Raw genomic sequence first — 18,844 nt, forward strand, 5'->3', positions numbered from 1 at the left:
CCGGGCTTCGGTGACCTGAAGCCCAACACCTTCGAAACTTACTTAACTCGTTGAATCTCAAGGAGTTTTCCGTTTCGACTGCGCCGGAAGTGGGGCGAATTATAGACTTCCAGAATCTGCCGTCAACACCTATTTTCAGCTTTATTCAGATTTCAGCGTAATACGCGCAAAAGCCTTCTTGCCAGCCTGACATACATGAGTAGAACCCAGCTTATATATGTAGGCGCGATCCACAACCTCACCATCTATACGCACACCGCCCGAACCCAGGAGGTCTCGCGCCACCGCTGCATTCTTGACCAGGCCCGCTTTATTAAGCACTGCCGCAATCGGCATATCCTCAGCAGCAGTCAGCTCGATCTCAGGCAAATCATCCGGCAGCTCGCCATCCTTCATACGATTACCCGCCGCACGATGGGCATTGGCCGCAGCCTCTTCACCGTGGAAACGAGCAACGATCTCTTCGGCCAGCTTGATCTTGATGTCGCGCGGATTGGCCCCCGCCTCGACATCGGCACGGAACGCATTGATCTCATCCATGGACCGGAAGCTCAACAGCTCGAAGTAACGCCACATCAGCACATCAGGAATGGAGACCAATTTGCTGTACATGACGCCTGGCGCTTCCTGGATACCTACGTAGTTGCCCAGCGATTTGGACATCTTCTTCACGCCATCCAGACCCTCCAGCAATGGCATGGTCAGAATGCACTGTGCCTCCTGCCCATAGCCGCGCTGCAACTCACGCCCCATCAACAGGTTGAACTTCTGGTCTGTACCGCCGAGTTCGACGTCCGCGCGCAACGCAACCGAGTCATAACCCTGTACAAGCGGGTAGAGGAACTCATGAATGGCAATTGGCTGATTGGATTTATAGCGCTTGTCGAAATCATCGCGCTCGAGCATACGAGCCACGGTGTATTGAGACGTCAGGCGAATGAAATCCGCCGGCCCCATCTGATCCATCCAAGTGGAGTTGAAAGCCACTTCGGTCTTGGCCGGATCAAGAATCTTGAAAACCTGAGTCTTGTAGGTCTCGGCGTTATCGAGAACCTGCTCACGAGTCAGCGGTGGGCGTGTAGCACTCTTGCCACTCGGATCACCGATCATTCCGGTGAAGTCACCTATAAGGAAGATGACCTGGTGCCCCAGATCCTGGAACTGGCGCAGCTTATTAATAAGCACGGTATGACCCAGGTGCAGATCGGGCGCCGTCGGATCGAAACCAGCCTTGATACGCAGCGGCTGCCCGCGCTTGAGCTTTTCGACCAGCTCGGACTCGACCAACAGTTCTTCCGCACCACGTTTGATCAGCGCTAGCTGCTCTTCAACCGACTTCATAACAGACCCGTAAGGCTCAGATTCAAAGGGCCCCAACCATACAAGATCGCGCACCAAATACAAGGTTTGCCCGGCGCACGGACGCCAATCCACAGAACAGAGCGTTCGCGGGCTTGCTTCGGAGGGGTTTTGGTTATATTTTATACAGTTATTTCATCTTCATCATGTCATTCATCTTTTCCAATTCATCTTTTCAAAAGTCAAAATTACCTATGACCACAGAACCGTCTAAAGCGCCACCGCTTTACCCAAAGACCCACCTGCTTGCCGCAAGTGGCATCGCCGCCCTCCTTAGCCTGGCGCTCCTGGTGTTTCCCTCCAGCGATGTTGAAGCCAAAAAGACGACTCTGAGTCTTGAACTGGAAAGCCCTGCTGAACAACTGACACAAGAACAAGACGCCGCCGAAGCCGTCCAAGCCACAAACGAACCGGCCGCCTCTCCTTTTGCGCAGATTGAAAACGGCCCGCAAGACACCTCCGAGACCGCCGCTCAGGCACAAGCGCCTGTTGCAGAAGAAAAGAAAGGACCGGACCATCGCGAAGTGATTGTTGCCAAGGGCGACACTCTCTCCACCCTCTTCGAAAAGGTTGGCCTGCCCTCGACTTCGGTCCATGAAATCCTGGCCAGCGACAAGCAAGCCAAGCAGTTCACTCAACTGCAGCGCGGCCAGAAACTCGAATTCGAACTTAGTCCAGATGGCCAGTTGACCAACCTGCACACCAAGCTGAGCGACCTGGAAAGCATCACCCTGACCAAAAACGACAAGGGTTATGCATTCAACCGTGTCACCACCAAGCCTACCGTTCGCTCGGCCTACGTTCATGGTGTCATCAACAGTTCATTGTCCCAGTCGGCTGCTCGTGCCGGCCTTTCCCATAGCCTGACCATGGACATGGCCAGCGTATTTGGCTACGACATCGACTTCGCCCAGGACATTCGCCAGGGTGACGAATTCGACATTATCTATGAGCAGAAAGTGGTCAATGGAAAGAGCGTCGGTAACGGCCCGATTCTTTCTGCGCGCTTCACCAACCGCGGCAAGACGTACACCGCAGTGCGCTACACCAATAAACAAGGCAACAGCAGCTACTACACCGCCGACGGCAATAGCATGCGCAAGGCCTTCATCCGTACACCAGTTGATTTCGCCCGCATCAGTTCGAAGTTCTCCGCTGGTCGCAAGCATCCAATCCTGAACAAGATCCGCGCCCACAAAGGTGTCGACTATGCCGCCCCCCGTGGTACGCCAATCAAGGCCGCCGGCGACGGCAAGGTATTGCTGGCCGGACGTCGTGGCGGTTATGGCAACACTGTGATCATCCAGCACGGTAATACCTACCGCACGCTGTACGGCCACATGCAGGGCTTCGCCAAAGGCGTGAAGACGGGCGGCACCGTCAAGCAAGGCCAGGTTATTGGATACATCGGCACTACCGGCCTGTCCACTGGCCCGCACTTGCATTATGAATTCCAGGTCAACGGCGTCCATGTCGACCCGCTAGGCCAGAAACTGCCGATGGCCGATCCGATCGCCAAGGCCGAGCGCGCGCGCTTCCTGGCTCAAAGCCAACCCTTGATGGCTCGCATGGATCAAGAGAAAGCCACCATGCTGGCCTCGAGCAAACGCTAAGCATGGCGCGCTATATCGGTGTGATGTCCGGGACCAGCCTGGATGGCTTGGATATCGCACTGATCGAACTGACCCCGGCGATCAAATTGATCGCCACGCACTACATTCCTATGCCCGCCGCCCTGCGCACCGAATTGCTCGGATTGTGCAGCAGTGGACCCGATGAGATCGCCCGCTCCGCCATTGCCCAGCAAAGCTGGGTAAAGCTGGCTGCACAGGGTATCCATACCCTGCTCAACGAACAGAAACTCAAGCCTGAAGACATCATGGCGATCGGCAGCCACGGCCAGACCATCCGCCATGAACCAGCCCGCGGGTTTACCGTACAGATTGGCAACCCGGCCTTGTTGAGCGAGTTGACCGGCATCGCCGTCGTCAGCGATTTCCGCAGCCGCGACGTCGCCGCCGGTGGACAAGGCGCCCCGCTGGTCCCGGCGTTTCACGAAGCATTGTTCGAAGAACGAGTCGGCAATCGCGCCGTGCTGAATGTCGGCGGTTTCAGCAATCTCAGCCTGATAGAGCCCGAAAAACCAGTAGCCGGCTTCGACTGCGGCCCAGGCAACGTATTGCTCGATGCCTGGATACACCAACAACGGGGCGAGCATTTCGATCGCGACGGTCAATGGGCTGCCAGCGGCAAGGTCGAACCAGCTTTACTCAAGACACTGCTCAGCGATCCCTTCTTTGTCACCAAGGGTCCAAAAAGTACCGGGCGCGAAGTATTCAACCTGCCTTGGCTGACACAGCATTTGTCGCAGTTGCCAGCCTTCGCCCCAGAAGACGTGCAGGCAACGTTGCTCGAATTGACAGCCCTGACAATCGTCGAATCACTCCAACATGCCCAGTCCAATACTCAAGAGTTGCTGGTCTGTGGCGGCGGCGCGCACAACCAGGCGCTCATGCAGCGCCTGGCTGAGTTGCTGCCGAATGCCAAAGTCAGCAGTACGGCGGTGTATGGCGTGGACCCGGACTGGGTCGAAGCCATGGCTTTCGCCTGGCTCGCCCATTGCTGCCTTGAAGGCATCCCAGGCAATCGTCCCAGTGTCACTGGCGCCCGTGGTTTGCGCGTACTCGGCGCCATTAACCCGGCCTAAGATCAAATTACGAACAAAAAAAGCCGCAGGGCCGTAAGGCACTGCGGCTTTTTTATTGAAGCACTCAGATCGAGAATGAAGAACCGCACCCACAGGTCGTGGTCGCGTTTGGGTTCTTGATCACGAACCGTGAGCCTTCCAAGCCTTCCTGGTAATCCACCTCGGCACCTGCCAAGTACTGGAAACTCATCGGATCGACCACCAGGCTGACCCCTTCGCGCTCGACGATGGTGTCATCTTCGGCCACTTCTTCATCAAAAGTGAAGCCGTACTGAAAACCGGAACAACCGCCGCCCGTTACAAACACGCGCAGCTTCAAACGATCATTGCCCTCTTCATCGACCAGGCTCTTCACCTTGTGCGCGGCACCGTGGGTGAATTGCAAAGCCGTGGGGGTGAAGGTTTCGACGCTCATGCTGAATATCTCCCGGCGCTTACGCCGCCATAATGCGTGATGGCGGGCATTATCCGCTTCTCCTAGAAAATTGGTCAACTATTTAGAAGAGCAGCGACTACAAGCCTCAAGCTTGTAGCTGCCAACTTGAAGCGCGCGACTGCCGTTATGGCAACATCCCTGCATGGGACAGCCCGAGGCGCTCATCCAGCCCGAACAGAATGTTCAAGTTCTGCACTGCCTGGCCGGACGCGCCCTTGACCAGGTTATCGATGACCGACAACACCACCACCAGGTCACCGTCCTGCGGACGATGCACGGCGATCCGGCAAACGTTCGCGCCGCGCACGCTGCGGGTTTCCGGATGACTGCCGGCCGGCATTACGTCGACGAACGGTTCGTTGGCGTAGCGCTTTTCAAACAAGGCCTGCAGGTCCACCGAACGATCGACGACGGTTGCATAAAGAGTGGAGTGGATGCCACGAATCATCGGCGTCAGGTGCGGCACGAAGGTCAGGCCGACGTCCTTACCCGCAGCCCGGCGCAGTCCCTGGCGAATTTCCGGCAAATGGCGATGCCCCTTGACCGCGTACGCCTTCATGCTTTCCGACGTCTCGGAGTACAGCGAACCGACACTGGCACCACGCCCGGCACCGCTGACACCGGATTTGCAGTCGGCAATCAGACGCGAAGCATCGGCAAGACCGGCCTCAAGCAGCGGCAGGAACCCCAGCTGAGTCGCCGTCGGATAGCAACCCGGTACCGCGATCAGCCGGGCCTGCTTGATTTTCTCGCGATTGACTTCCGGCAACCCATAGACCGCCTCGTCGAGCAGATCCGGCGCGCCGTGAGGCTGGCCGTACCATTTGGCCCATTCGTCGGCGTCCTGCAAACGGAAGTCCGCCGACAGGTCGATGACCTTGGTCCCGGCAGCCAGCAGTTCACCCGCCAGGGCGTGGGCGACACCGTGGGGCGTGGCGAAGAACACCACATCGCAGGCGCCGAGGGTCTTGACGTCCGGAACGCTGAACGCCAGGCCGTCGTAATGGCCTCGCAGGTTCGGATACATGTCGGCGACGGCCAGGCCGGCCTCGGATCGGGAAGTGATGACCACCACCTCAGCCTGCGGATGCTGTGCCAACAGACGCAGCAGTTCGACACCGGTGTACCCCGTGCCGCCGACAATACCGACCTTGACCATAAACCTGCCCTCAACGAACCCACTGGAAAGCCGTCGATGATAGGGGCCGCCGGGCCTGGCGACAACCGCCAAGGTGACGTGCGGACGCTCTAACCTCTACTATCGGGCTACCGTGAATCTGGGAATAACTAAAAATGCTCTATCTGTGGCTCAAAGCACTTCACATCGTCAGCATGGTCTGCTGGTTCGCCGGCCTGTTCTACCTACCTCGCCTGTTTGTCTATCACGCCCAAAGCGAGGACAGCGTCAGCAAAGAACGTTTCAGCGTCATGGAGCGCAAGTTGTACCGCGGCATCATGGGCCCGGCGATGATCGCCACCCTGGTGTTCGGCATCTGGCTGCTCAGTCTCAACGCCGGCGCCTATTTCACCCAAGGCGGCTGGATGCACGCCAAGTTGACCCTGGTCGTGCTGCTGATCGGTTATCACCATATGTGCGGCGCCCAGGTGAAGCGCTTCGCCCGTGGCAAAAACACCCGCAGCCATGTCTTTTATCGCTGGTTCAATGAAGTGCCGGTTCTGATATTGCTGGCTATCGTAATTCTGGTCGTTGTCCGACCGTTCTAATCTCCAATGCAGCATCCATTATCCGGGGTACTTGCGATGTCGTTGCCCGCTCTGCTTGAACAACGCTTGCGCCTGCCCGTCGTGGCAGCGCCAATGTTCCTGATTTCCAATCCGCAACTGGTCCTGGCCTGCTGCCGCAACGGCATTGTTGGCAGTTTTCCGGCGTTGAACCAGCGCGAAAGCAGCGGCTTCAAGGCCTGGCTGGAGGAAATCGAAGCAGGCCTGGCGACCCTGGAAAATCCGGCACCCTACGCTGTGAACCTGATCGTCCATCACAGCAACCCACGGCTTCAGGCCGACCTAGCCATCTGCATCGAACACAAGGTGCCGATAATCATCACCAGCCTGGGCGCGGTGAAGGAACTGGTGGACGCGGTTCACGGTTACGGCGGCCTGGTGTTCCATGACGTGACCACCCGACGGCATGCCGAGAAAGCCGCCGAAGCCGGTGTCGATGGCTTGATCGCCGTTGCCGCTGGTGCGGGTGGGCACGCCGGGACCTGGAGCCCGTTCTCACTGATCGCCGAGATCCGGCAGTTTTTCGATAAGACCGTGCTGCTGGCGGGATGCCTGAACCATGGGCATCAGATTCTGGCCGCACAATTGCTCGGTGCGGATCTGGCCTACTTCGGTACGCGCTTTATCGCTACGAGCGAAAGCCACGCACCTGACGCCTATAAAGAGATGTTGCTCACATCCAGAGCCGCAGACATCGTGCATACTCCCGCTGTATCCGGGGTGCCGGCCAGTTTCATGCGCCAGAGCCTGGAGAACGCCGGTTTCGATCTCGCCGCCCTGCAGAACAAAGGCGAGGTGGATTTTGGCTCGAAACTCAAACCGCTGAACGATGAAGCCAAGGCCTGGAAAACCGTATGGTCCGCAGGCCAAGGCGTGGGTGAAATCGATGATTTGCCCAGCGTCGACCAGTTGGTGGCACGCCTGGATGAAGAATACCGTCAGGCACATGCCCGGGCGGCACAGCTTGGCGGGCAATGGCCCCGCTGAAGCAATCAAAACAACAGTTACTTAACTTTCAGAGACAAGGATGCCGGGCATGAGCGAAACCCGCTTCAACATCGTATTCGACGGAGGCCTGATGCCGGGCGTCGATACCACCACCGCCAAACTCAACCTCGCGGAGCTGTTCAAAAGCGATATCAGTGCCATTGAACGGCTGTTCACTGGTCGCAAGGTTGCCCTTAAAAGCAACCTGTCCCAGAGCGAAGCCCAGCAATACCTGGAAGCACTCAACAGGAGCGGAATCGACGCCCGAATCGAAGCCGAACCCGCCCTCCAACTGAGCCTTGGCGAAGTACAGGAATCGCCGCTACAGTCGGGCGGACGCCACCCGGAGTCGATTGTCGACCCCGTCTCGCCGTACGCACCGCCCCGCGCCGAAGTGGGTGAAGCAGTCGCCGAGTACAGCACGCTAAAACCCTTCAGCTTCGATGGGCGTATCGGGCGTTTGCGCTACCTGGCCTGGACCATGGTGTTGACTCTGGCCATACTGCCCTTGGTCGGCCTGGGCTTCTGGTTGGCCACGGCCTGGCTGCTGGCTTCCAACTCGATAGCTGCACTGATCGTCGGCGGCCTGCTCGGCGTAGCTGTTGTACTTGCCTTTGCCTTCGTGAGCATCCAGTTCAACGTCCAGCGCCTGCATGATCTCGGCTGGTCGGGGTGGTTGTGGCTGGTCAACCTCGTTCCATTCGTGGGCAGCATCTTCCCATTCATCCTGATCATTGCCCCGGGCAATACCGGTGCAAACCAGTACGGGCCGCCGCCACCGCGCAACACCACGGCGGTCAAAGTACTGGCGTCGCTTTGGCTTGTGATGATCGTCCTGATTTTCCTGGCGACGTTTGCCGGCATCTTCGGAGCCCTCCAGGAGGATTACGACAGCAGCAGCCTGAGCAGCTATGAAAGCAGCGAGCCCAGCAACGAAAGCGTCGAAGAACCCGCTGTCGAGGCAGCCGAGCCCGCTTCGCCTTCTGTAGACTATGAGCAAGAAGAGGAACAATAAGCCCGCTTCATGCCGGTGACAGCCCAGTCGACTGGCGGCGGGCTGTTGCGATGGAGAACTGCATGACCCGTTACGCACTGATCACTGGCGCTTCCAGCGGCATTGGCCTGGCCATGGCCGAAGCGCTGGCCCGGCGCGGCCGCAACCTGATACTGGTGGCTCGACAGCGTGATCGGCTGGAAAGTATTGCAATCGAACTGACCCAGCGGTTTGGCGTAGAGGTGTTATTCCGGGCCTGCGACCTGGGAGAACCGCTGAGGCTTTCAGGCTTTCTCCTGGAACTGGAGGAAGGTGAGCGGCAGATCGACCTGTTGGTCAATTGCGCAGGCATCGGCACCAGTGGGCCGTTCCTGGGCCAGGACTGGATGACCGAGCAAGACCTGATCGAAGTCAACATCCTCGCCCTGACACGGCTTTGTCATGCCATCGGTAACAGCATGGCGCTGCTGGGCGGCGGCCAGATCCTCAACGTCGCCTCGATTGCCGCGTTCCAGCCCGGCCCCTGGATGAGTACCTATTACGCCAGCAAGGCCTATGTGCTGCACTTCTCCGAAGCCCTGCGGGTCGAGCTGAAGAAATCCGCGATCAAGGTCTCGGTGCTTTGCCCTGGCCCGACCCGGACCGGCTTCTTTTCAAGGGCGCAGATGGACGAACAGAAACTCATCGACAGCAAGTTGCTGATGAGCCCGGAAGAAGTGGCCCTGTACGCCGTGCGCGCGCTGGACCGCAACCGCGCCATCATCATTCCTGGACGCCGCAACCGCTGGCTGGCCGCGCTGCCGCGGCTGGGGTCGCGATGGCTGGTCCGAACCATCGCCGGCATGATCAACAAGGCCTATTGCCCGCGCTGATCCCTTTAAATTGAACTACCAGGCGCCTCACGCCCCCCAACCTCGACGAACCCAATGGAGAAAACAGCTGTGGATACTCTGTTCACCAAGATCATCAACCGGGAAATCCCGGCGAAGATCATTTACGAAGATGACCAGGTATTGGCCTTCCACGACATCGCCCCACAGGCCCCTGTACATTTTTTGGTCATACCGAAAAAACCGATCCGCACCCTCAATGACCTGACCGTAGAAGACAAAGGCCTGGCTGGACACATCTTGTTCACTGCCCAGCGCCTGGCGCTTGAATTGGGCTGTGAAGAAGGTTTTCGCGTGGTGATGAACTGCAATGAACTGGGTGGGCAAACGGTCTATCACATTCATATGCATGTGCTGGGGCAGCGCCAGCTGAACTGGCCGCCGGGCTGATAGCCCTGACCCAACGCAAATTTTCGGCGGTCGATTGGGTTAAACTGGCCGCTGTGATTTTTCCCGGAGGTAAGCATGACTACCCAACGTCACTACTCGCCGATTGACCGTCTGTTGCTGCAAGCCGATACCGCGATGCGCACGCTGCTGCCTTTCAGTGGCCAGCCGTACCGCCCATCACCGGCTATCGTGCAACCAGACGCGCAACTGAGTGACGAGCAAACCCGCCACGTCGCCGGACTGATGCGTATCAACCACACCGGCGAAGTCTGTGCCCAGGCGCTGTATCAGGGCCAGGCGCTGACAGCGAAGCTACCGCAAGTGCGTGAGGCAATGGAGCATGCCGCCGAGGAAGAAATCGACCATCTGGTCTGGTGTGAACAACGGATTCGCCAGCTGGGCAGCCATACCAGCGTCCTGAACCCGCTGTTCTATGGGATGTCATTCGGAATCGGCGCCGTTGCCGGGCTGATCAGCGACAAAGTCAGCCTCGGCTTCGTTGCGGCGACCGAGCATCAAGTGTGCAAGCATTTGAACGAACACCTCGAACAACTGCCGGCCGAGGATGAAAAATCCCGGGCGATTCTTGAGCAGATGCGCGTGGACGAGGAACACCATGCCGAGAGTGCGCTTGAGGCCGGTGGCTTCCGTTTTCCGGCGCCGGTGAAGTTCGGCATGAGCCTGCTGGCCAAGGTCATGACCAAGAGCACTTATCGGATTTGACGGCAATTGGGGACTGAATCGATCATTCCCTCGGAAATTGAAAAGGCGACTCCCCTCAAGGGGAGTCGCCTTTTTTCTGTCCAACAACTTCAATACGGCCAGTCGGCTACCGACTCAGCCCAACTCGATGATTTCATAATCGTGGGTGATTTCGACCCCGGCGGCGCCGAGCATGATCGAAGCCGAGCAGTATTTCTCGGCGGACAACTCAATGGCGCGCTTAACCTGGGCCTCCTTCAGGGCCCGCCCCTTCACCACGAAGTGCATGTGGATCTTGGTAAACACTTTGGGGTCTTCAGTGGCGCGTTCCGCCTCCAGGAAAGCTTCGCAGCTTTCGACGGCCTGGCGGGACTTTTTAAGAATGCTGACCACGTCGAAGTTGCTACAACCGCCCACGCCCAGCAGGAGCATTTCCATCGGCCGAACACCCAGGTTCCGCCCACCAGCCTCTGGCGGGCCGTCCATGACGACCACATGACCACTGCCTGACTCACCGAGGAACATGGCTTCGCCAGCCCATTGGATGCGTGCCTTCATCGCCAAGACTCCACTGTTAAAAAAGGGTCGCCAGCTTAGCACAGCGCTCCAGCATGACCGCCCTCCGTCTTAGCAGACCTGACCTGCCAGCATGTAGGTAAATTCTCAAATCAATTAGGGACGCCTCTGTTAAGCTGGCGCCCACTCGCTGGCGTATGGCCAGCTTTTAGCGATAACCCTTCGCGCCCATAAAAAAACCAAACCATCACACTGCGCAGTCTTTCGGGATACAACCATGGTTGCCATTACTCCCACGTTCAAGATCAAGAATCTCGACAAACTCTTGATGCATTGCCAGCGCCGCCGCTATCCAGCCAAACACAACATCATTTGCGCGGGAGATCGTTCCGAGACGCTGTTTTTTATCATCAAGGGCTCGGTCACTATCCTGATAGAGGATGACGACGGCCGGGAAATGATCATCGCCTACCTCAATTCCGGAGATTTTTTCGGCGAGCTGGGGTTGTTCGAACAGGCGGGCAAGGAACAGGAACGCAGTGCCTGGGTGCGGACCAAAATTGAATGTGAAGTTGCGGAAATCAGCTACGCCAAATTCCGAGAACTGTCCTTGCAAGACCCGGACATTCTTTACGTCCTCAGCGGACAAATCGCACAACGCCTGCGTAATACCACCCGCAAGGTGGGCGATCTCGCATTTTTCGACGTCACCGGACGTGTCGCACGTTGCCTGTTGGAACTGTGCAAGCAGCCCGATGCCATGACCCACCCGGACGGCATGCAGATCAAGGTGACCCGCCAAGAGATTGGACGGATTGTCGGTTGCTCGCGTGAAATGGTCGGTCGCGTTCTCAAGGATCTGGAAGAGCGCAACCTGGTCAGCGTCAAAGGCAAGACCATGGTGGTGTTCGGAACGCGTTAAGCGCCCAAAAGATTGGTCAGCAGCTCCCGGTACAAAACGTCGAGCCGCTCCAGCGCGTGAGGCGCCGGGAATTTTTCATGCAGGGCAATATGGCTCTCGGCCCGCACTCGCTGCTCCAGGCCACAGGCCTCATTGAAGCGATTGACGGCCGCGACCATGGACTCGCGCTCGTTCTCCAGCAAAAGCGCGCCATGAACCAGCCCCACCGGACGTTGACCGCCCTTGCTCTGGCGCCAGCGCTGAGCGGTGCCGACCATTTTCCGGCCGTCGAGGTTGACGTTGAAGCGCCCGTCACAAAAAGCCCCTTGCACCTCTCCCAGCGAAGCCATCCCGCCCAGCTCGTCCAACAGCTGACAGATGGGATCGCACAACCGGCGATACCCGGTTTCGATACGTCCGTGGTCACCTTCGCTGCGCGGTGGTGCGTAGACCAGTGCGATATTGACGGTAGCGGCCGACTGCGGCACCGGTTCGCCACCGGTTTCGCGCAACAGCACCGGCCAACCGTTGGCGGCCGATACTTCACAGGCGTGTTCGAACCCCGGCAGGCGACTCAAGCGACGCGGCATCACCAGCGCACGATCGTTGGGCTGCCAGAACAGCAGGCCGAACTCGGCGTCGCCCGCGCAGATGCTGGCCAACAGCTCCTGTTCGGCTTGCAGGCCAGCTTCGACGGTGAGGGAAATCACAGGCGACATGGATCAGTCCAGCGTCGAGCCGCTCACTGGCAGGCCTCGTTCAGGAAAGAACAGTCGCTGCAATTCCGTACCCGGGTTCTCGGCCCGCATGAACGCTTCGCCCACCAGGAACGAGTACACGTCGCTGACTTCCATCAGCTCGACATCGGCCCGGTTGAGGATGCCGCTTTCGGTGATGACCAGGCGATCGCGAGGAATGCGCGGCAACAGGTCCAGGGTGGTTTCCAGGCTTACTTCAAAAGTGTGCAGGTTGCGATTGTTCACGCCGACCAGTTTGGTATCGAGCGTTTTCAGGGCTCGCTCCAATTCGTCACCGTCGTGGACTTCCACCAGGACATCCAGCCCGACGCCTTTGGCAACGGCCGCCAGCTCGGCCATTTTCACGTCGTCCAAGGCAGAAACGATCAACAGCACGCAATCGGCGCCCAGCGCACGCGCCTCGACGATCTGGTACGGGTCGATCATGAAATCCTTGCGGATTACCGGCAGCTTGCACGCCGCCCGCGCCTGTTTCAGGTAATCATCGGCCCCTTGAAAGAAGTCGACGTCGGTCAGCACCGAGAGACAGGTCGCTCCGCCCTTCTCGTAGCTTCGCGCGATCTCGGTCGGGACGAAGTGCTCACGAATCACGCCCTTGCTGGGGGACGCCTTCTTGATTTCGGCAATCACCGCCGGCTGTTTTTTCTTGGCCTGATCGATCAGCGCCTGGGCAAAGCCGCGCGGCGCATCCGCTGAACGCGCCAGGTTTTCCAGCTCTGCCAGACTCACCCGAGCGCTGCGCTCGGCCACTTCCTGGACCTTGCGAGCCAGAATTTTTTCCAGAACCGTTGGCACGCTCATCCTTCGTTCTCCACTTTGAATACGGCTGTAAATGCACCCAATTCTTCTAGCTTCTCCCTGGCCAGGCCAGTGTGCAACGCATCATGGGCCAGTTCCACGCCTTGCTTGAGGCTGCTGGCGTGGTCGGCGGCGTACAACGCGGCACCGGCATTGAGTACGATCATCTCGGCGGCTTTCTGGCCGTTCTCGGTCTTGCGGCGCCCCAGGGCATCACGGATCAGCTCCAGCGATTGCGCCGGGCTGTCGACCGCCAGCCCGTGCAAGCTCTGGCTCTTCATGCCGAGGTCTTCAGGTTCGACCCAGTACTCGCTGATCTGATCATTTTTTAGTTCGGCCACGAAGGTGGGCGCCGCCAGGCTGAACTCATCCAGCCCATCCTTCGAATGGACCACCAGCACGTGCTTGCTGCCCAGGCGCTGCAAGACTTCAGCCAATGGTCGGCACAACGCCTGGCTGAACACGCCGACGACCTGGTGTTTCACGCCGGCCGGATTCGTAAGCGGGCCGAGCATGTTGAACAGCGTGCGCAGACCCAGATCACGACGGGGCGCGGCGGCGTGTTTCATGGCGCTATGGTGGGTCTGGGCAAACATGAAACCAATGCCGACGTTATCGATGCAGCGTGCCACCTGGATCGGCGTCAGGTTCAGGTAAATGCCGGCCGCCTCCAGCAGATCGGCACTGCCGCTCTTGCCGGAAACTGCCCGATTGCCATGTTTGGCAACGGTGCAACCGGCCGCCGCGACGACAAACGACGAGGCAGTGGACACGTTAAAGATATTGGCACCGTCACCGCCGGTACCGACCACATCCACCACACCGTCGAGCGTCTTGAGCTCGACCTTGTCCGCCAGCTCGCGCATCGCCGAAACCGCACCCACGATTTCATCGATGCTCTCACTCTTCATGCGCATGGCCATCATGAACGCGCCGATCTGCGCATCCGTGCATTGGCCGGTCATGATTTCGCGCATCACATCGCGCATTTCGTCGGTGCTCAGATCGAGTTGGCCGACGATACGGTTCAGGGCTGTCTTGATATCCATGAAAAGTCCTTAGCGCGTGCCGCCGGTTTGTTTGAGAAAGTTGGCGAACAGTTCGTGGCCCTGTTCAGTGAGAATAGACTCGGGATGAAATTGCACCCCCTCGATATTCAGCGTCTTGTGGCGCAGGCCCATGATTTCATCGACCGAGCCATCTTCAAGCTGGGTCCAGGCCGTCAGCTCCAGACAGTCAGGCAGAGTTTCGCGCTTGACCACCAAGGAATGGTAGCGGGTTACGGTAAGCGGATGATTCAGCCCCTCGAACACGCCCTTGTCCTCGTGGAATACCGGGCTAGTCTTACCGTGCATGACTTGTCGGGCGCGCACCACGTCGCCGCCGAACGCCTGGCCGATCGACTGATGGCCCAGGCAGACACCGAGGATCGGCAACTTGCCGGCGAAATACTTGATGGCGTCGATGGAAATACCCGCTTCGGTCGGCGTGCACGGGCCGGGTGAGACCACGATGCGCTCAGGCTTGAGGGCTTCGATTTCGGCGATGGTCAATTCGTCGTTGCGCACGACCTTGACCTCTGAGCCCAGCTCGCCGAGGTATTGCACAACGTTGTAGGTAAAAGAGTCGTAGTTATCGATCATCAGCAACATGGCGTAAACAACCTATTGAATTCACTGACTTTAAATACAGCCTTCAGAGAGTGACCCGCACGCTGCTGCGCTTGGCGAGGCAAGTGATGCCCCAGCGAAGCGGCTCTACAAGCGGGTAAAAGAAGGCAAATCGGTACAGGTCCGGCAGCGCCGGCGGAGAATGGTCAGGCGCGCCAACGCCAGCGGGCGTGTGCCTTGATCATTTGATCCAGAAGTTTGCTGACAATCGACACAGGGAAAGTCTCGTTCATACGTCTCGGCACAGTAGCTTAGCTGGGCGGAGCGCGCAATATGACCGATCCCGAAGGGCTCTGAAACAATCGCGACGTTCAAGATGGATGGCAAAACGCCGGAAGTTTTTGGTACTGTCGTTTCGTTTTCTAACAAAAATAAGATAAAAACGGACTTTCCCATGATTAAAAAGACCTTCTTCGTACCGATTGCCAGTTGCCTGCTGGCAGTGGCCTGCGCCCAGGCGAGCGCCGCACCCAATCCTTATTCCAAGTTCATCGTGTTCGGCGACAGCCTCAACGACGCAGGCCAGTTCGCCGACCCGAATGGTCCGCCCGGCTCGACCGAGCGCTATACCAACCGAACCGGTCCGATCTACACCGACGGCAGCGGCGAAGCCTATTCCGCCAACTCCACCCAGTTGCTGGGTGGGCGCCTGGGATATTCCGCCGACGAGACCGCCGCTTCCACTTCGGCGGTCCGCGCTGGCGAGGGTCTGGCAGATGGCAACAACTGGGCGGTGGGTGGTTATCGTACCGACCAGATCCTCGAATCGATTACCGGCGTGTCCGACACAGGCGAGCGCAGCCGTCCCGGCTACCTGCAGTCCAATGGTCTGCGCGCCGATCCGAATGCGCTGTATTACATTTCCGGTGGTGGCAACGACTTCCTTCAAGGCCTGGTACTGAATCCTGCACAAGCGAACGCCGCCGCAGACCGCCTGGCCGACAGCGTCCAGGTGCTGCAAACGGCCGGTGCCCGCTATGTGATGGTCTGGTTGTTGCCTGACCTGGGGCTGACCCCGGCCCTCAACGGCGGTCCTTTGCAAGACACCTTTTCGCAACTGGGCAACCAGTTCAACCAACAGCTGATCACGCGCCTGCAAGGCATCGACGCTGAAATCATTCCATTGAACATTCCGCTTTTGCTGAAGGAAAGCTTCGCCGACCCGGCAAGATTTGGCCTCGCCATCGGTGAGAACCTCACCGCAACCTGCTTCAGCGGCAACGGCTGCACGGAAAACGCCACCTATGGCATCAACAGTGCCACGCCTGATCCCACCAAGCTGATCTACAACGACGCGGTCCATCCGACCGAAACCGGGCAAAAACTGATCGCCGACTACGCCTATTCCCTGCTCGCGGCGCCATGGGAACTGACGTTGCTACCGGAAATAGCCCATTCAACCCTACGCGCCCACCAGGACGAGTTACGCAGCCAGTGGCAATCAGATTGGGAGAACTGGCAGGCCGTCGGCCAGTGGCGAGCCATCGTCGCAGGCGGCGGCCAGCATCTGGATCTGGACAGCCAGGGCAGCGGTGCCAGCGCCGACGGCAGCGGCTACAGCCTGAACATCGGCGGCAGCTATCGCCTCAACGACGCGTGGCGCGTGGGCGTCGCTGCCGGTTTCTACCGCCAGGACATGGAAGCAGGCCATAACGACTCGGACTACAAGCTCAACAGCTACCTGGCGACCGCTTTCGCCCAGTTCCAGCAAAACCGCTGGTGGGCCGATGCGGCACTGACCGGCGGCAAGCTCGACTACGACAACCTGGAGCGCACGTTCGACCTGGGCGTCAACGAAGCGCAGGAGAAAGGCGACACGGACGGTCATCTGTGGGCCTTCAGCACGCGGGTGGGCTACGACATCGCCCAGCCGGGCAGCGAGTGGCACCTCTCGCCGTTTGTCAGCGCTGACTATGCGAAGGTGGAAGTCGATGGTTATTCGGAAAAGAGCAACCGCTCCACGGCCCTGACCTTCGATGACCAGACCCGCGACTCGAAGCGCCTGGGCATTGGCTTGCAGGGCAAATACAACATCACCCGCCAGACCCAGGTGTTTGGCGAATATGCCCACGAACGCGAGTACGAAGACGACACGCAAAAGGTCAACATCGCCCTCAACAGTCTGCCGGCCAACGACTTCACACTGGAAGGCTACACGCCACAGAGCCACCTCAATCGCCTGAGCCTGGGGGTCAGCCACAAGTTGACCAACGACTTGGCGCTACGGGGCGGTTATACGCTGCGCAAGGATGATGACCTGACCCAGCAAGGGGTGAGCCTGGGCGTTAGCCTGGATTTCTAACGAAGGGCGGTTTGCTTCTGTAGGAGCTGCCGGAGGCTGCGATCTTTTGATCTTGATCTTCCGCTCATGACTCAATTGTCAGGAAAAAGATCGCAGCCTCGTTGCACTCGACAGCTCCTACACAGCTCCTGCGCCTCGTCGGAACGGGTCAGTTGCTGGAAGTCTGCTCGGCCAGCGCCACGGCGCGGAACATGGCCCGGCGCTTGTTCAGGGTTTCTTCCCATTCCAGCGCCGGCACCGAGTCGGCGACGATACCGCCGCCGGCCTGTACGTGCAGTTCACCGTTCTTGATGACCGCGGTGCGAATGGCAATGGCGGTGTCCATGTTGCCATTCCAGGCGAAGTAACCCACGGCCCCGCCGTACACGCCCCGCTTGACCGGCTCCAGTTCGTCGATGATTTCCATCGCGCGGATTTTCGGCGCGCCGGACAAGGTGCCCGCCGGCAGGATCGCCCGCAAGGCGTCCATCGCCGTGAGCCCGGCCTTCAACTGGCCGGTGACGTTGGAGACGATGTGCATCACATTGGAATAGCGCTCGATAACCATCTTTTCGGTGAGTTTCACCGAGCCGATTTCCGAGACCCGCCCGGTGTCGTTGCGCCCCAGGTCGATCAGCATCAGGTGCTCGGCGATTTCCTTGTCGTCCGACAGCAGGTCCTCTTCCAAGGCCCGGTCAGCTTCCTCCGTGGCGCCACGGGGGCGAGTGCCGGCGATCGGCCGCACGGTGATCAGGTTGTCTTCGACCCGTACCAGCACTTCCGGCGAACTGCCCACGACATGGAAGTCGCCGAAGTTGAAGAAGTACATGTAGGGCGTCGGGTTGAAACAGCGCAGCGCCCGATAGAGATCGATCGGCGCTGCCTTGAAGTCGATGGACATCCGTTGCGACGGCACCACCTGCATGCAGTCACCGGCGAGGATGTACTCCTTGATGGTATCGACAGCCCGTTCGTAATCGTCCTGGGTGAAACTGGAGCGGAATACCGGGTCGGCCGCCGACTGTTTGCTGAAGTCCAGGCCGGGACGCGGAGTGATCGGCTGACGTAACTTTTCCAACAGTGCTTGCAGGCTTTGTTGACCTTGCTCGTAGGCATCTTCCTGGGACGGATCGGCCAGGACGATGGCGTGCATCTTGCCAGCGAGGTTGTCGAAAACGACGACCGCGTCGGACACCATCAGCAAAATATCCGGCACACCCAGCGGATCGGGGTTCGGGCAGGTGCCCAGGCGTTTTTCCACGTAACGCACGCAGTCGTAGCCGAAATACCCCACCAGGCCACCGTTGAAGCGCGGCAGGCCGGGGATGGTCGGCACGTTGTAACGAGCCTTGAAGGTTTCGACGAACGCCAGCGGGTCTTCGACTTCGAGGCTTTCGATTTCGACACCGTCGTGGGTCACGCTGATGCGATGGTCATGGACCCTCAGCACCGTACGGCACGGCAGGCCGATGATGGAATAACGGCCCCATTTCTCGCCACCCTGCACCGATTCGAGCAGGTAGGAGTTGGGCTGGTCGGCCAACTTGAGGTAGATCGACAGCGGCGTGTCGAAGTCGGCCAGGGTTTCGCAAGCAAGGGGGATGCGGTTGTAGCCGGCAGCGGCTAGACGCAGGAATTCTTCGCGGATCATGGGGTGCCTCGTGGCAAGAGGAGCTGACAGTCAGGTATGCAAACGCGCCGGATAACCGGCC

The 18,844-nt window shown here is 59.0% G+C and carries 19 protein-coding genes; 10 read left to right on the forward strand and 9 right to left on the reverse strand.

What is annotated here, in order from left to right:
• Window positions 1-141 precede the first annotated feature (141 nt).
• Window positions 142-1,341, reverse strand: a complete 1,200-nt coding sequence (gene tyrS / locus LQ215_RS24200) for a tyrosine--tRNA ligase (RefSeq protein WP_230152910.1) — start codon at window positions 1,339-1,341, stop codon at window positions 142-144.
• A gap of 212 nt (window positions 1,342-1,553) precedes the next feature.
• Here tyrS and LQ215_RS24205 point away from each other — a divergent pair, with 212 nt between their 5' ends.
• Together LQ215_RS24205 and LQ215_RS24210 are read left to right on the forward strand one after the other, a co-directional pair.
• The gene (locus LQ215_RS24205; protein ID WP_230152928.1) at window positions 1,554-2,972 is read left to right on the forward strand and encodes a peptidoglycan DD-metalloendopeptidase family protein; all 1,419 of its coding nucleotides are present in this window, start codon (window positions 1,554-1,556) and stop codon (window positions 2,970-2,972) included.
• Window positions 2,973-2,974: 2 nt separating this feature from the next.
• Complete coding sequence (locus tag LQ215_RS24210) at window positions 2,975-4,066, forward strand: anhydro-N-acetylmuramic acid kinase (RefSeq protein ID WP_230152911.1); 1,092 nt, start codon at window positions 2,975-2,977, stop codon at window positions 4,064-4,066.
• 64 nt (window positions 4,067-4,130) lie between these two features.
• On the opposite strand, the gene erpA is transcribed toward LQ215_RS24210, so the two are convergent.
• Together erpA and argC are read right to left on the reverse strand one after the other, a co-directional pair.
• Entirely contained in the window at window positions 4,131-4,481 is a 351-nt protein-coding gene (gene erpA / locus LQ215_RS24215; RefSeq protein ID WP_003177727.1) for an iron-sulfur cluster insertion protein ErpA, read from the reverse strand.
• 145 nt (window positions 4,482-4,626) lie between these two features.
• Complete coding sequence (gene argC, locus LQ215_RS24220) at window positions 4,627-5,661, reverse strand: N-acetyl-gamma-glutamyl-phosphate reductase (protein WP_014340483.1); 1,035 nt, start codon at window positions 5,659-5,661, stop codon at window positions 4,627-4,629.
• A gap of 134 nt (window positions 5,662-5,795) precedes the next feature.
• Between argC and hemJ the strand changes: the two genes are divergently transcribed.
• The 6 genes from hemJ to coq7 all read left to right on the forward strand — a co-directional run bounded on the left by hemJ (window position 5,796) and on the right by coq7 (window position 10,229).
• Complete coding sequence (gene hemJ, locus LQ215_RS24225) at window positions 5,796-6,227, forward strand: protoporphyrinogen oxidase HemJ (RefSeq protein ID WP_230152912.1); 432 nt, start codon at window positions 5,796-5,798, stop codon at window positions 6,225-6,227.
• A gap of 36 nt (window positions 6,228-6,263) precedes the next feature.
• On the forward strand, window positions 6,264-7,232 hold the full coding sequence (locus tag LQ215_RS24230; RefSeq protein WP_230152913.1) for an NAD(P)H-dependent flavin oxidoreductase: 969 nt from the start codon (window positions 6,264-6,266) through the stop codon (window positions 7,230-7,232).
• Between the two features lie 49 nt (window positions 7,233-7,281).
• The gene (locus LQ215_RS24235; protein ID WP_230152914.1) at window positions 7,282-8,247 is read left to right on the forward strand and encodes a DUF805 domain-containing protein; all 966 of its coding nucleotides are present in this window, start codon (window positions 7,282-7,284) and stop codon (window positions 8,245-8,247) included.
• Window positions 8,248-8,309: 62 nt separating this feature from the next.
• Window positions 8,310-9,098 carry an SDR family NAD(P)-dependent oxidoreductase gene (locus LQ215_RS24240; RefSeq protein ID WP_230152915.1) on the forward strand — a complete coding sequence of 263 codons (789 nt, stop codon included), beginning with the start codon at window positions 8,310-8,312 and terminating at the stop codon, window positions 9,096-9,098.
• 69 nt (window positions 9,099-9,167) lie between these two features.
• Window positions 9,168-9,506 (forward strand): histidine triad nucleotide-binding protein, encoded by a 339-nt coding sequence (locus LQ215_RS24245; protein ID WP_230152916.1) that lies wholly within the window; start codon window positions 9,168-9,170, stop codon window positions 9,504-9,506.
• A gap of 75 nt (window positions 9,507-9,581) precedes the next feature.
• The gene (coq7, locus tag LQ215_RS24250; RefSeq protein ID WP_014340488.1) at window positions 9,582-10,229 is read left to right on the forward strand and encodes a 2-polyprenyl-3-methyl-6-methoxy-1,4-benzoquinone monooxygenase; all 648 of its coding nucleotides are present in this window, start codon (window positions 9,582-9,584) and stop codon (window positions 10,227-10,229) included.
• A 114-nt stretch (window positions 10,230-10,343) separates the two neighbouring features.
• Here coq7 and LQ215_RS24255 read toward each other — a convergent pair whose 3' ends face one another.
• A complete protein-coding gene (locus LQ215_RS24255) occupies window positions 10,344-10,766 on the reverse strand; it encodes an OsmC family protein (RefSeq protein WP_003206127.1) in 423 nt (140 codons plus the stop codon).
• Between the two features lie 235 nt (window positions 10,767-11,001).
• On the opposite strand from LQ215_RS24255, the gene crp reads away from it, so the two are divergent.
• Entirely contained in the window at window positions 11,002-11,646 is a 645-nt protein-coding gene (gene crp / locus LQ215_RS24260; protein WP_060740379.1) for a cAMP-activated global transcriptional regulator CRP, read from the forward strand.
• Here the strand turns inward: crp and LQ215_RS24265 are convergent.
• Genes LQ215_RS24265 through LQ215_RS24280 form a run of 4 tightly spaced genes read right to left on the reverse strand, consistent with a single transcriptional unit; the run spans window position 11,643 to window position 14,833 of the window.
• Window positions 11,643-12,344: a lipoate--protein ligase family protein gene (locus LQ215_RS24265; protein ID WP_230152917.1), complete on the reverse strand. Its 702-nt coding sequence runs from the start codon at window positions 12,342-12,344 to the stop codon at window positions 11,643-11,645. The two genes, crp and LQ215_RS24265, sit on opposite strands and share 4 nt — an antisense overlap.
• A 3-nt stretch (window positions 12,345-12,347) precedes the next feature.
• On the reverse strand, window positions 12,348-13,184 hold the full coding sequence (gene trpC, locus LQ215_RS24270; protein ID WP_230152918.1) for an indole-3-glycerol phosphate synthase TrpC: 837 nt from the start codon (window positions 13,182-13,184) through the stop codon (window positions 12,348-12,350).
• Complete coding sequence (gene trpD, locus LQ215_RS24275; RefSeq protein ID WP_230152919.1) at window positions 13,181-14,230, reverse strand: anthranilate phosphoribosyltransferase; 1,050 nt, start codon at window positions 14,228-14,230, stop codon at window positions 13,181-13,183. The genes trpC and trpD overlap by 4 nt, the downstream gene beginning before the upstream one ends.
• A 9-nt stretch (window positions 14,231-14,239) precedes the next feature.
• The gene (locus LQ215_RS24280) at window positions 14,240-14,833 is read right to left on the reverse strand and encodes an aminodeoxychorismate/anthranilate synthase component II (protein WP_057449603.1); all 594 of its coding nucleotides are present in this window, start codon (window positions 14,831-14,833) and stop codon (window positions 14,240-14,242) included.
• 412 nt (window positions 14,834-15,245) lie between these two features.
• On the opposite strand from LQ215_RS24280, the gene estP reads away from it, so the two are divergent.
• The gene (gene estP, locus LQ215_RS24285) at window positions 15,246-17,153 is read left to right on the forward strand and encodes an esterase EstP (RefSeq protein ID WP_230152920.1); all 1,908 of its coding nucleotides are present in this window, start codon (window positions 15,246-15,248) and stop codon (window positions 17,151-17,153) included.
• A 148-nt stretch (window positions 17,154-17,301) separates the two neighbouring features.
• On the opposite strand, the gene trpE is transcribed toward estP, so the two are convergent.
• Window positions 17,302-18,783: an anthranilate synthase component I gene (gene trpE, locus LQ215_RS24290; RefSeq protein WP_230152921.1), complete on the reverse strand. Its 1,482-nt coding sequence runs from the start codon at window positions 18,781-18,783 to the stop codon at window positions 17,302-17,304.
• Window positions 18,784-18,844 lie beyond the last annotated feature (61 nt).

Origin of the sequence: Pseudomonas brassicacearum (assembly GCF_918698105.1) — a bacterium.
Lineage (GTDB): Bacteria > Pseudomonadota > Gammaproteobacteria > Pseudomonadales > Pseudomonadaceae > Aquipseudomonas > Aquipseudomonas brassicacearum_F.

Excerpts from the sequence above, each read along its gene's own strand:
- erpA (WP_003177727.1), bottom strand. The coding sequence starts at position 4,481 with ATGAGCGTCGAAACCTTCACCCCCACGGCTTTGCAATTCACCCACGGT.
- LQ215_RS24280 (WP_057449603.1), bottom strand. The coding sequence starts at position 14,833 with ATGTTGCTGATGATCGATAACTACGACTCTTTTACCTACAACGTTGTG.
- LQ215_RS24240 (WP_230152915.1), top strand. The coding sequence starts at position 8,310 with ATGACCCGTTACGCACTGATCACTGGCGCTTCCAGCGGCATTGGCCTG.
- argC (WP_014340483.1), bottom strand. The coding sequence starts at position 5,661 with ATGGTCAAGGTCGGTATTGTCGGCGGCACGGGGTACACCGGTGTCGAA.
- trpC (WP_230152918.1), bottom strand. The coding sequence starts at position 13,184 with ATGAGCGTGCCAACGGTTCTGGAAAAAATTCTGGCTCGCAAGGTCCAG.
- hemJ (WP_230152912.1), top strand. The coding sequence starts at position 5,796 with ATGCTCTATCTGTGGCTCAAAGCACTTCACATCGTCAGCATGGTCTGC.
- crp (WP_060740379.1), top strand. The coding sequence starts at position 11,002 with ATGGTTGCCATTACTCCCACGTTCAAGATCAAGAATCTCGACAAACTC.
- estP (WP_230152920.1), top strand. The coding sequence starts at position 15,246 with ATGATTAAAAAGACCTTCTTCGTACCGATTGCCAGTTGCCTGCTGGCA.
- coq7 (WP_014340488.1), top strand. The coding sequence starts at position 9,582 with ATGACTACCCAACGTCACTACTCGCCGATTGACCGTCTGTTGCTGCAA.
- LQ215_RS24205 (WP_230152928.1), top strand. The coding sequence starts at position 1,554 with ATGACCACAGAACCGTCTAAAGCGCCACCGCTTTACCCAAAGACCCAC.
- LQ215_RS24255 (WP_003206127.1), bottom strand. The coding sequence starts at position 10,766 with ATGAAGGCACGCATCCAATGGGCTGGCGAAGCCATGTTCCTCGGTGAG.
- trpE (WP_230152921.1), bottom strand. The coding sequence starts at position 18,783 with ATGATCCGCGAAGAATTCCTGCGTCTAGCCGCTGCCGGCTACAACCGC.
- LQ215_RS24265 (WP_230152917.1), bottom strand. The coding sequence starts at position 12,344 with ATGTCGCCTGTGATTTCCCTCACCGTCGAAGCTGGCCTGCAAGCCGAA.
- LQ215_RS24230 (WP_230152913.1), top strand. The coding sequence starts at position 6,264 with ATGTCGTTGCCCGCTCTGCTTGAACAACGCTTGCGCCTGCCCGTCGTG.
- trpD (WP_230152919.1), bottom strand. The coding sequence starts at position 14,230 with ATGGATATCAAGACAGCCCTGAACCGTATCGTCGGCCAACTCGATCTG.
- tyrS (WP_230152910.1), bottom strand. The coding sequence starts at position 1,341 with ATGAAGTCGGTTGAAGAGCAGCTAGCGCTGATCAAACGTGGTGCGGAA.
- LQ215_RS24210 (WP_230152911.1), top strand. The coding sequence starts at position 2,975 with ATGGCGCGCTATATCGGTGTGATGTCCGGGACCAGCCTGGATGGCTTG.
- LQ215_RS24235 (WP_230152914.1), top strand. The coding sequence starts at position 7,282 with ATGAGCGAAACCCGCTTCAACATCGTATTCGACGGAGGCCTGATGCCG.